Source organism: Acidocella sp. (assembly GCF_050253495.1).
Lineage (GTDB): Bacteria > Pseudomonadota > Alphaproteobacteria > Acetobacterales > Acetobacteraceae > Acidocella.
The window spans coordinates 1-11,552 of sequence record NZ_JBFWIX010000038.1 but is presented as its reverse complement, the minus strand read 5'-3'; the positions used below and the strand labels follow the sequence as shown (position 1 = coordinate 11,552).

The 11,552-nt window shown below is 62.4% G+C and carries 10 protein-coding genes, 1 tRNA gene and 1 pseudogene; 7 read left to right on the top strand and 5 right to left on the bottom strand.

The genetic code is table 11. The features are described 5' to 3' along the window. Positions 1-78 precede the first annotated feature (78 nt). From AB7D48_RS16995 to AB7D48_RS16985, 3 genes are all read left to right on the top strand, one after another. Positions 79-155: transfer RNA gene (locus AB7D48_RS16995), tRNA-Met, on the top strand. Between the two features lie 169 nt (positions 156-324). Continuing rightward, the gene (locus AB7D48_RS16990) at positions 325-1,668 is read left to right on the top strand and encodes a tyrosine-type recombinase/integrase (RefSeq protein WP_427981644.1); all 1,344 of its coding nucleotides are present in this window, start codon (positions 325-327) and stop codon (positions 1,666-1,668) included. A 262-nt stretch (positions 1,669-1,930) separates the two neighbouring features. After that, the gene (locus tag AB7D48_RS16985) at positions 1,931-2,989 is read left to right on the top strand and encodes an EamA family transporter (RefSeq protein ID WP_427981642.1); all 1,059 of its coding nucleotides are present in this window, start codon (positions 1,931-1,933) and stop codon (positions 2,987-2,989) included. A 75-nt stretch (positions 2,990-3,064) separates the two neighbouring features. Here AB7D48_RS16985 and AB7D48_RS16980 read toward each other — a convergent pair whose 3' ends face one another. After that, positions 3,065-3,721, bottom strand: coding sequence for a cation transporter (locus tag AB7D48_RS16980; protein ID WP_427981640.1), 657 nt, complete (start codon positions 3,719-3,721; stop codon positions 3,065-3,067). Between the two features lie 72 nt (positions 3,722-3,793). Here AB7D48_RS16980 and AB7D48_RS16975 point away from each other — a divergent pair, with 72 nt between their 5' ends. Beyond that, the gene (locus AB7D48_RS16975) at positions 3,794-4,186 is read left to right on the top strand and encodes a MerR family transcriptional regulator (protein WP_295745140.1); all 393 of its coding nucleotides are present in this window, start codon (positions 3,794-3,796) and stop codon (positions 4,184-4,186) included. 248 nt (positions 4,187-4,434) lie between these two features. On the opposite strand, the gene AB7D48_RS16970 is transcribed toward AB7D48_RS16975, so the two are convergent. From AB7D48_RS16970 to AB7D48_RS16960, 3 genes are all read right to left on the bottom strand, one after another. Beyond that, positions 4,435-4,875, bottom strand: coding sequence for an SHOCT domain-containing protein (locus tag AB7D48_RS16970; RefSeq protein ID WP_427981638.1), 441 nt, complete (start codon positions 4,873-4,875; stop codon positions 4,435-4,437). Between the two features lie 107 nt (positions 4,876-4,982). Continuing rightward, positions 4,983-6,416 carry a multicopper oxidase family protein gene (locus AB7D48_RS16965; protein ID WP_427981636.1) on the bottom strand — a complete coding sequence of 478 codons (1,434 nt, stop codon included), beginning with the start codon at positions 6,414-6,416 and terminating at the stop codon, positions 4,983-4,985. Between the two features lie 445 nt (positions 6,417-6,861). Then, positions 6,862-7,137, bottom strand: a complete 276-nt coding sequence (locus AB7D48_RS16960) for a metal-sensitive transcriptional regulator (protein WP_427981633.1) — start codon at positions 7,135-7,137, stop codon at positions 6,862-6,864. Positions 7,138-7,239: 102 nt separating this feature from the next. On the opposite strand from AB7D48_RS16960, the gene AB7D48_RS16955 reads away from it, so the two are divergent. Further along, positions 7,240-9,609, top strand: a complete 2,370-nt coding sequence (locus tag AB7D48_RS16955; protein WP_427981631.1) for a heavy metal translocating P-type ATPase — start codon at positions 7,240-7,242, stop codon at positions 9,607-9,609. A 68-nt stretch (positions 9,610-9,677) separates the two neighbouring features. Continuing rightward, on the top strand, positions 9,678-10,064 hold the full coding sequence (locus AB7D48_RS16950; protein ID WP_297490419.1) for a DUF302 domain-containing protein: 387 nt from the start codon (positions 9,678-9,680) through the stop codon (positions 10,062-10,064). 158 nt (positions 10,065-10,222) lie between these two features. Here AB7D48_RS16950 and AB7D48_RS16945 read toward each other — a convergent pair whose 3' ends face one another. Next, a complete protein-coding gene (locus tag AB7D48_RS16945; protein ID WP_427981629.1) occupies positions 10,223-10,948 on the bottom strand; it encodes a hypothetical protein in 726 nt (241 codons plus the stop codon). Between the two features lie 356 nt (positions 10,949-11,304). On the opposite strand from AB7D48_RS16945, the pseudogene AB7D48_RS16940 reads away from it, so the two are divergent. Beyond that, a pseudogene (locus tag AB7D48_RS16940) lies at positions 11,305-11,552 on the top strand (DUF932 domain-containing protein); the annotation flags it as partial.

Below are 11,552 nucleotides of genomic sequence, written 5' to 3'. Positions count from 1 at the left end.
GCCAGGTCCTCCAGCCTATCAAACAAAATAACCGCCCTAAAATGCCAGTAGGCAAAGTAAGGGCGGTTATGCTTTTGACGCGGGGTGGAGCAGCCCGGTAGCTCGTCAGGCTCATAACCTGAAGGTCGTAGGTTCAAATCCTACTCCCGCAACCAACTTGTCAAATGAAATCAACACATTAAAGCCTCCTCCGGGAGGCTTTTTGCTGTCCGGCGCACTAGGGTAGTCTTAGGGTAATTTAACTCGGATTCCCAAACCTGATGGCCTATGGTCGTGGTCTGCCACTGATCCTCAACCGGAGCGCGTTATGCGCAAGGGGGTGTCATGCCGACCGTCGAGCTGTTGGGTGGAAAGGTTCAGATTTATCAGCGCGGCAATAGCCGCTTCTGGCAGGCGCGGGCGTCTGTTGGCGGAAAGCAGCGACAATTCAGTACTAAGCAGGAAGGCCAGGAGCTGGCCGCCAAGGCGGCGGAGAGCTGGTACTTCAAACTGCACGGCCAGGCCGAAGCGGGTGTGTTGAATGACCGCCCGACCTTCAGGAAGGCGGCCGATCAGTTCCTCAAGGAATACGGGGTCATCACGGAAGGCGAGCGCTCCGAGAAATGGACCGAGAGCCATGGCATCCGGTTGCGGGTGCATCTGTTGCCGTTCTTTGGGGCCTTGCCGTTGGACAAGGTGACGCCCGGCAAGGTGCAGGAATACCGCGTGCACCGGATGACGAGCTATGCCGCGCCCAACCCGCATTCGAAGAGTCAACATAAGCCGAAGGCCAAGCCGCCGGCGCGTAGCACGCTGCATGATGAGGTGGTGACCCTGCGCATGGTGCTTAAAACCGCCATTCGTCATGGCTGGCTGGAGCATCTGCCGGACCTGACGCCGCCTTACCGGCCCCAGGGCAAGATCACCCACCGGCCCTGGTTCAGCCCCGAGGAGTACAAGCAGCTTTACGAGGCGGCGCGGGCTTATGCGAAGGAACCGTTCCGCTCACACCTCAAGTGGAATGCCGAGCAGGTTTATGACTTCGTGCTGTTCATGGCCAATACCGGGTTGCGGCCGGATGAGGCGTTTAATCTGCAGCATCGGGATGTGACGATTGCCGAGGGTGACGGCAAGCAGGAGCTTCTGGAGATCGAGGTTCGCGGCAAGCGCGGGGTCGGGCATTGCAAGAGTATGCCGGGGGCGGTGCGGGTTTATCAGCGGCTGCTGGCGCGGGCCAAGCCGGTGCAGGCGGAATCCCGCCGGGAGCGGCAGCACCGGCGCAGGACTGGCGGGGACGCACCTGTCCCGTCCGCGCCGGAATATCCGGGGCCGACCGATCTGGTCTTCCCGGGGAATCACATCAAGCTGTTCAATAATCTGCTGGCGCGCACCGGATTGAAGCTGGACCGGGATGGCAAGGCTCGGACCGCCTATAGTTTGCGCCATACCTATATCTGCATGCGGCTGATGGAAGGGGCGGATATTTATCAGGTCGCCAAAAATTGCCGCACCTCGGTTGAGATGATCGAGAAGCATTATGCGATCCACTTGAAGAACACGCTCGATGCCACCGCCATCAATGTCATGCGCAAGAGGGCCTGGAAAGCGAAGGCAAAAGCCGGTGCGGGGAAGGGGGCACGGAAGGCGGGAGATGTCAGTGCTGAACTGGATGGGGATGGGGCGGATTAGAGAGCAGGGCGTTGCATCCTCTTCATGTAATGCTGGACCGATTGGCTTGAAACGCTGCCGTTTGGGGACGGGCATAGGCCCGACCAAGCAGCGATCCGCTTGGCGGATCGCCCAGAAGCGCACCCCTTGCGGGTGCGCAACCAGGGGCTTGGCCCCACAATTCAGTTTGAGACAACGGCGACAGCAGAAATCTGCGAGGTGCGGTCTGACCATGTCATCTGATCCGAGCGACAATCCAGCCCGGCTGGGCTAGGGTGCCGCTATGTTCCGCACTGGCATCCTGCTCGCCCTTCTCTCGGCAGTCCTGTTCGGCGCTAGCACGCCGCTCGCCAAGATCCTGCTCGGGGCGGTGAGCCCCTGGATGATGGCCGGGCTTCTCTACCTGGGCGCCGGGCTTGGCCTTGCTTGCATCGACGCCTTCCGCGCCGTGCTGCGCCTTCCGGCAACGGAGGCGCCGCTGCGGCGCGCGGACCTCCCCTGGCTCGGGCTGGTGATCCTCTCCGGCGGGCTCGGCGGGCCGCTGCTGCTCATGTTCGGCCTGGCACACACGGGCGCCGCCAGCGCCTCGCTGCTGCTGAACCTGGAGGGGCTGGCTACCATGAGCATCGCCTGGGTCGTCTTCCGCGAGAATGTGGACCGCCGCCTGCTGCTCGGCGCCTTCGCGATCCTGGCCGGGGCGGCGCTGCTGTCCTGGCAGGGGCGGGCGAGCCTCGACCTCGGTGCCAGGCTGATCGCCGGCGCCTGCCTGTGCTGGGGCATCGACAACAACCTCACCCGCAAGCTCTCCTCGGCCGATCCGGTGCAGATCGCGATGCTGAAGGGGCTGGTCGCCGGGGCGGCGAACGTGGCGCTGGCGCTCGGCGCCGGCGGGCATTTCCCCGCGCCGGGTTTGATCCTGGCGGCGGGGCTGGTGGGATTCCTCGGCTACGGGGTGAGCCTAGTCCTGTTCGTGCTGGCGCTGCGCCACCTCGGCACCGCCCGCACCGGCGCGTATTTCTCGCTCGCGCCCTTCGTGGGCGCGGCGATCGCGGTGGCGTTCCTCGGCGAGCCGCTGTCCGTCAGGCTGCTGGTCTCGGGCGCGCTCATGGGCCTCGGCCTCTGGCTGCATCTAGCGGAGAGGCATGAGCACGAGCATGTCCACGCAGAGATGGTGCATGAGCACCGCCACAGCCACGACGAGCACCACCGGCATGAGCACGCTGAGGACGCGCCGTCGGGCGAGCCGCATTCACACAGGCACCGGCACGCGCGGCTGGTGCACAGGCACGCGCATTACCCAGACCTGCACCACCGGCACACACACGAGCGGACGCCCCGATAGGCCAGCCCGTTCTCCAACGCGCCGTTAGATCAAGTCCGGGAATGGGCGTAAGTCCATACGTCAGAGCCCCCGGTGCTAACCCATCTCCCTGCCCTCACGCGCATCCATGCGCGCTGGCTCGACCCGCAGCTCCCGCCGGGCCTTGGCGACAATCTGCCTCCCGCCACTGACGCCCAACCCGGCCAACACCACCGCGACCAGAAGGTCCGGCCAGCCCGTGCCGGTGCCGAACACGCCGAACGCCGCCGCGACCACCGCCACATTGCCGATCGCGTCGTTCCGCGAGCAAATCCAGACCGAGCTGCGGTTCGCGTCCCCGCCCCGGTGGCTCCAGAGCAGCAGCGCGCAGGACAGGTTCGCGGCCAGGGCCAGCACGCCGACTGCCCCCATGGTCTCCGGGGCGGGCAGCGTGCCGGAGACGGCCATCCAGGCCGTGCTGGCGAGCACCCATGTGCCCAGCGCCAGCAGCGAGGCGCCTTTCAGCAGCGCCGCCCTGGCGTGCCAGCGCAAGGCCAGCCCGGCCACGCCGAGGCTGATGGCGTAGTTGGCGGCGTCGCCCAGGAAGTCGAGCGCGTCCGCCCGCAGCGCGGCGGAGCGGGCGGAGACACCGGCGGTTACCTCCACCACGAACATGCCCAGATTCACCGCGAGCGCGATCCACAGCACCCGCCGCCACGCCGTGTCCTTCGGCGGCGGTGCCGGTTCGCAGCCGCCGCAGCAACCACCCGCCATCTCGTCATCCCTTCAGATTCGGTCGATGGCCAATTACATGCACCCTGTAGCAACTAGAGGGTCAAGCGGATGGTGATGACGATCGGCACGCTCGGCAAGGCGACGGGCACCAAGGCCGAGACGATCCGGTATTATGAGAAGATCGGGCTGCTGCCACCCCCCAGCCGGTCCGGCGGCAATTACCGCAGCTACGGCGAGGCGGAGCTGGGGCGGCTGTCGTTCATCCGACGCGCCCGGCAATTGGGCTTCTCCCTGGACCAGATCCGCGCCCTGTTGGAGCTTTCCGAAGATCGCGGGCGCGACTGCGCGACGGTCGACGCCCTGGCCCGCGGCCACCTCGCCGAGGTGGAACGGAAGATCGCCGACCTGACCGCCTTGCAGCGGGAACTGGCCGCGATGATCGCTTCATGCCATGGCGGCACCGTTGGCAGCTGCCGCATCATCGAGGCGCTGGGGCCATGCTGACTCCGGCCCCAGCACGAGATGACTGGGGCGGCCCTTGGGCAGCAAGATAAGAATTTCGACTGGACCCGCGTGGGATATATTTGCCGCCAGACTATGAGCGCGCAATTACGCGCCTCACCGCTTCGACATCGGAGATGGCTGTCTCGTTCGCGCGCGAACAACTTGCCGACCTACCGGTTTCTCCCTCAACTCTGGTATTCACAAAAATTTGCGGCCAAGGCCAATGGGCCACAAGCAGGTCCTATGTGTTAACTTCCAAGAATATCGCGTTTCTTCTGCAGATATTCCTCGCGATTGACCTCGCCACGCGCGTAACGCTCATCGAGCGCGTGCAAGCCGGCCGAACCGACGCCGGAATGGGGCATTTGCTGATGTGGTGCATGCGCCGTCCAGGAGAGTGCGCGGAAGATGAACACCAGAAGTGCCACGACAATAACAGCGCCAAAGATCATCATGAGCCATCCCCCTCCACCGTAACCGCCCCAACCGCCATATCCCATCATCGGCATGCCACCGCCCCATCCGCCCATCATCCAAGGCCCTGGCCCGTAGCCATTCCAGCCGGGCCCTTGGAAGGCAGCACCTCCACCTCCTGCCGTATTGCTTGCCGCAGAATCTGCCCATGCGGCCGGCGCGGTGACAGCGAACGCCAAGGCTGTGCCGCTAGCTTTACGGAAAAAACCAGACATATCGCAGTTCCTTTCATGAAGATTTCAGACCATCTTGTTGGTTATTCATATCGCCTAAATGATGGCAGCGCCTTGATATCGCTCAAGGCGCCGCCGGATCACCGTTGTTAAATATACTGCACTTCAGTCATCATGCCGGCGGCCATATGGTAGAGATTATGGCAGTGAAACAGCCAGCGCCCCGGATTTACGGCATCGAATGCCAAGCTGATGCGGCTCATGGGCGGCACCAGCACGGTGTCGCGCATGGCTCCCTGCACGGCCGTACCGTTTATGGCAACGACCTGGAAGTGATGGCCATGCAGATGCATCGGGTGCGACATCATGCTGTGATTGAAGATATCGAGTGCGACGCGTTCGCTTTGTTTCACTTGCAGAGGTTCATGATTTTGCCATTGCCGTCCGTTGATCGTCCAATCATATCCCGTCATGCTGCCGGCGAGCACCACTTGGTGAACCCGGTCGATGGGTCGGTTGACGAGGGGTGTCTGCGCAAACAGCTTGGTTTCCAGCGTGATGCCACAAGCACCTGTCACCGCCTGCGCCGCCGCCGCTAATTTTACGATTTTCGCCTGCGGCGTGGCGAGAATAATGCCCGTCCGCGCCGTATCTCCTTCGCGTTGTGCCAGTATGGGATAAGCGCCTTCACCGGTGGGAAGCGCAAGAAGCAGGTCAATCCGCTGGCCTTCGGCAATCGGCAAGGGCGCCGAGATGTCGAAGGGTTGCACCGGATCGCCATCGACAGCGATCAGCCGTGTTGGAACGCCCCCTGTGCTGATCCAGAATGCGGTTGCCGTGGCGCCGTTAATGATCCGTAAGCGTACATGCCCGCTCCGCTCCACCCGAACGATCTGCGGATCGTCCAGCGTCCGGTCGTTGGCGAGATAGGCGTCGAAATCAACATCGTTGAGGTCAGGACCGTTGCCCATGGCCATGCCGCCCATAGGAGCAGAAGACCCCGTCATGTTGCCCATGCCACCCATGCTGCCCTGGCCATTTTGGCCGGTCAGGCTGGCCAGAATCTCCGCGGGGTTCTTGAAGGTGAAGTCATGCAGCATCAGAACGACCTCCTGCATATCGGCGCGGAGATCGTCAGCCGTATGCACGATCAGCGGCGCTGCCATCAGCTTCTGCTCCTGCAGGCCGAGATGCGAGTGCATCCAGTGTGTGCCGGGGCGCGCCGCAAAATCATAGGCTTGGCCAGCGTCGTTGGAGATCGGCGATTCGTAGCCGGTCATCGTTACACCATCCTGCGCCACGGGCGGCGTCTGTCCGTGCCAATGGATGATGGTCGGTTCGCCGCAGCGGTTATCGAGATTGACCGCGAAACGCTCGCCGGGGGCCAGCACGGCACCGTGCTGGCCGTCAGCGCCAAGGATGGCAAACATCGTCGCCGCCTTGCCATTGACGACAATGGTGCGTGTCGCTGCCGTGAGGCGCCGCGTGGAAGCGGCGAACGCCGCGGCATTGGGAAGGACTGAAAGCGCCGTTGTGGTGGCGCCCGCCATGAGAATATGGCGGCGTGACAAATTGGTGTGCATTTTGGTGTAACCCTGCAAGCTGTCTGAATGGAACAGGAGTAGCCGCGTAACGGCGCGGCGGTTTGCACCGCCAGAGATTACACCAGTTTGCGCGGCGGCGGCGAGATGGGCGGGATGATCTGGCCGGGCAAAGCCACCTGAATTTGTACCACGTAACGAAGAACCGTCAGGGCGATGACGGGTGGCGCGGCTGCCGCGAGTGGTAAGGCGCTAAATGCGTTGGTCCCGCACGGGCAGGCCGGGGTCGCTTTGGGGCAGCAGGGCTTGGACGGCGCCGGCATTGTATCCGGCATGGGCATTGTCATCGCGGCAGACCCGCCATTGGCATAATAAGGTGCCGCTGCCCATCCTGGCGAAGAGGCCAGCATAAACAACAGCGCCACGGCGAGGCGGACCAAACCCACCATCGACCGTTTACACCCACGCCTGGCTGCAGCGTTGCGCATTACCGTGTCATCCGGCCCAGCGTTTGCACCAATTCTTCCACCTTATGGCGCTGGTCGGTGGCACTGCCTGAGCTAAACGCATCTGCAACACAATGGCTCAAATGGTCGCGCAAGATCTCCTCCTCGACCTTGTGCAAAGCGGCGCGTACGGCACTGATCTGCGTCAGCATGTCGATGCAATAGCGATTATCATCAACCATGCGCAGTAAGCCGCCAACTTGGCCTTCAATCCGCTTCAGCCGCTGGATTACTTTCTGCCGTGCCGCGTCATGCATGAAACTGTACCCTTGATACCATACCCTTGGGGGGTATATAGGGTAAGATAGACTTCTCGGCAAGCAGCCCGAGGACAACGCCAGTGACTCATGGAGTACCCCATGGACGATCATCAGCATCACGCACACCATCATCACGCCATGCCGGTATCCGACGGGGTAAAAGATCCGGTTTGCGGCATGACCGTCGATCCAACCAAGTCCGAGCACCAAGCCGAGTATGAGGGGCGGACATTCCATTTCTGCTCCCAGGGCTGCCGGGAGAAATTCATCGCGGATCCGGACCGCTATCTGGCCGACGAGCCAGCGGCGCCGCCCTCGGCGCCTGGTACGATCTATACCTGCCCGATGCATCCCGAGGTTCGGCAGGATCATCCGGGCAACTGCCCGATCTGCGGCATGGCGCTTGAGCCAGCAGCACCCACGGCTGATGCTGGAGAGAACGAGGAGCTGTGCGATATGCGCCGGCGTTTCTGGGCATCACTCGTTCTTGCTGTGCCGGTGGTGGTGCTGGCGATGGGCGTCTACGTGCCGGGCCTTGGCGCGGTGCTCGCGCGGGCTGTGCCGCCAGGGCTCTCGAGCTGGCTCCAACTGATCTTCGCCACCCCCGCCGTCCTGTGGGCGGGGTCCTTCTTCTTCACGCGCGGCTGGCGCTCGGTGGTGAATCGCAGCCTCAATATGTTCTCGCTGATCGCGCTCGGCACTGGCGCGGCCTATCTCTACAGCGTGGTTGCCACTATCGCGCCCGGCATCTTCCCCGCCGGATTCCGCGGTGCTGATGGTTCGGTCGCGACCTATTTTGAGAGCGCGGCCGTGATCACCGTGCTGGTCATCTTCGGTCAGGTGCTCGAACTCAGGGCCCGCGACCGGACGGGAAGCGCGATCCGCGCGTTACTCAATCTCGCACCGAAAACCACGCGGCGCATCCGGGATGACGGCACTGACGAGGAGGTGACGCTCGATCAGGTTAAAGCTGGTGACCGGCTGCGCGTGCGGCCTGGCGATGCAGTGCCGGTCGATGGCGCCGTGCTCGAAGGCCACAGCACGGTTGATGAGGCCATGGTTACGGGGGAATCGATGCCGGTTGCCAAGAAGGTGGGGGACATGCTGATCGGCGGCACCGTGAACGGCACCGGCGCGCTGGTGATGCGTGCCGATGTGGTGGGCGCGGGCACCGTGCTTGCGCGCATTGTCGCGATGGTCGCCGACGCCCAACGCTCGCGCGCGCCGATCCAGCGCCTCGCCGACCTTGTCTCCGGCTGGTTTGTTCCCGTCGTTATCGGGGTTGCGGTACTCGCTTTTACGGCTTGGGCGGTCTGGGGACCGGCGCCGTCGCTCGCTTACGGGCTGGTCGCCGCCGTCTCCGTTCTCCTCATCGCCTGCCCTTGCGCGCTCGGGCTCGCCACGCCGGTGTCGATCCAGGTCGGGGTTGGTAAGGGCGCCACCGCCGGCGTGCTGATCCGCTCGGCCGAGGCGCTGGAGCGGATGGAGAAGGTCGACACGCTGGTCGTCGACAAGACCGGCACGCTGACCGAGGGTAAGCCACGCCTTACTGCCATCATGCCTGCGCCCGGCTTTGCCGAGGAAGAGGTGTTGCGCCTTGCAGCGAGCCTCGAACGCGCGAGCGAACATCCGCTGGCGGCGGCAATCCTGCACGCCGCCGGTGAGCGCAAGATCACGCTTGGCGATCCCACCGGCTTTGAATCGCTCACCGGCCAGGGCGTGCGCGGGCAAATCGAGAGCAGGCGCATCGCGCTCGGCAACGCTGCCTTGATGAAGGCGGAAGGTGCGGGACTGGGCGCGCTGGCGGACGAGGCTGACGAGTTGCGTGCAAGCGGTGCGACGGCGTTGTTTATCGCCGTCGATGGTAAGCTGGCCGGGGCGGTAGCGATTGCCGACCCGATCAAGTCGACCACGCGCACGGCGCTTGATGCGCTCAAGGCTGAGGGGGTGCGTATCGTCATGCTGACCGGCGACAACCGGCGCACGGCAGAGGCGATTGCGCACCAGCTTGGCATCACCGAAGTGGACGCCGATGTGCTGCCGGAGCGCAAACATGAAATCGTGCGCCGGTTGCGGGCGGAAGGCCGGATCGTCGCCATGGCCGGTGACGGCGTGAACGATGCACCAGCACTCGCTGAAGCCGATATTGGCATCGCCATGGGCACTGGCACCGAGGTTGCGATGCAAAGTGCTGGGGTGACGCTGGTAAAGGGTGATCTCGCCGGCATTGCGCGCGCGCGAACACTGAGCCATGCCGTGATGCGCAATATCCGCCAGAACCTGTTTCTTGCCTTCATCTACAACGGCATCGGCGTGCCGGTCGCGGCTGGCGTGCTCTACCCGGTGTTCGGCGTGCTGCTGAGTCCGATGATCGCGGCGTTGGCGATGTCGCTGAGCTCTGTCTCGGTCATCAGCAACGCGTTGCGGCTGCGGCGGCTGAGGCTGGAGGAGGTCGCAGCCAGAGTGTGATAAACGGGGTGTACGGCAAGCTCACCACGCGCTGAGAATAGCAGAAAAATCGAAGGAGGGATTCCCAGATGAGTTATCACATTTCGAAGACACTGACATTGCCATTCGACGAGGCAGTTGCTGCAACAGTGGCGGCATTACAGACCCATGGGTTCGGCGTGCTCACAGATATCGATGTGCAAGCGACGCTTAAGAAGAAGCTCGACGTCGCGTTTCGCCCGTACCGCATCCTCGGCGCCTGCAATCCGAAAATGGCCTATCAGGCGCTCGGGATCGAGGACAAGATCGGCACCATGCTCCCGTGCAACGTGATTGTGCAGCAACACGAGGACGGAAATGTTGAGGTCTCGGCGGTCGATCCGGTTGCCTCCATGCAGGGCATAGAAAATCAAGAACTTGCCCGCTTGGCTGGAACCGTACGCGAGATGCTGCGCCAAACGATTTCGGAAATCTGACTACAGACTCGCTGTGGCAATCGTGGTGTAAGCCACAGCATGGACGGTATATCCGTCGCTTCCAGCGTATTGTATCCAAGCTTCGGCTTGGTGCTCGACCGGATTCTCGGCGCGATGGCGATGCCGGTCGGCTCAGTTTCAGTGACGGCGAAAGCAACTCATTGCACGATGAATTTACCGTACATACCTTCCTCGGCATGTTGCGGAGCCGGGCACACGTACCAGTATTCGCCCGGTGCGCTGGCCACGAAACTCTCACCCAGGGCCGCATACTGCGCTGTTTTCAAATCATCGCCGCTGCGCCAGGGCAGTTCCGGCATGGGCGGTACTTGCGGCTGGCCCAGATACATCATGGCCATATATGGATAAGGCGGCGGCACGCTGGTGATCACCACTGTATGCTCCATGTTATTGCCGTAATCCATGTTGAGCTGGTTGAGTTGCACGGTGGCGCCGCGCGGTACAATGATGGTGGGGTTGGTAAGGCCATGAAGTTCAAAGGTCTGATCTTTATAGCCGGGCTGTACGGCGACAAGATTAATGACCACGTTATCGCCGGTGAAGGTCACGCTATTGGCCTTGGTATCCGCCGTACCGTGCGCGTTGCCGTATTGAATGTAACTCTGCGCGTCATCAAAGCTGAGTACCTTGCCGCCCCAGCCGGCTGACACGGGGTAATTCCCCATCATACCACCCCCCATCATACCCGGCCCCATTCCGTAACCAAATCCACCTTGCCCCCAACTGCCGCCCATCATACCTGATCCCCAGCCTTGGCCGTTCCCCATACCCGCATAAGGCTGAGCGGTAGCGGCGGACACGGAAACCGCGGCAGCAATGACGAAGGCGGATAGCCGAAGGGCAGAAGGCAGAGGTTTTTTCATGATTATCGTCTGAACCTCATCCGGGCATTTGGTCATTGATCATGGTCAATTCTGATCAAACGGACACCAATTTTGTCATAAAAAAAGTTGACGCAAGAACAGATAAAATGGCGGAAAAGTATAAGCCACACGCTACTGGGTTCGCAAAAATCTGGACGGTGAACGGAGGGTCTTTCGCAGGTGGCACTGAGCCCGGGTGCGGCACATAATATGTACCACAGTTGTAGATAACCCTGTTGGCCCTTGGCTCCGTTCCAGCACTAAGAGTCAGAGTTTTGCTGGGATTTTCATGACGGGTTTTGGTTCGGGAGAGTGTCTTCCGGGGCCTGTCATGGAGAATTGCCATGAACATCAATATGTCTGCCGTGGTGGCGGCTGGGGAATCCAATGCTGGCCGGGCTGGTGCGGCGGGATTTAAGGTGGATGTCAGCCGTGGTGAGCGGCTAGGCCGGGTGTCCTCGGAATGGTTCTTGCGACCCGATGATGAGCGGTTTTTGTCCCTGCCAGATCTATATCAGGCGGTCCGCGCCCGGGCGGATCGCGCGGAGGCGCGGACTGTGGAGAGCCAGGCGATCCGGGTAGAGGCCAGGCGTGACGATGGCGA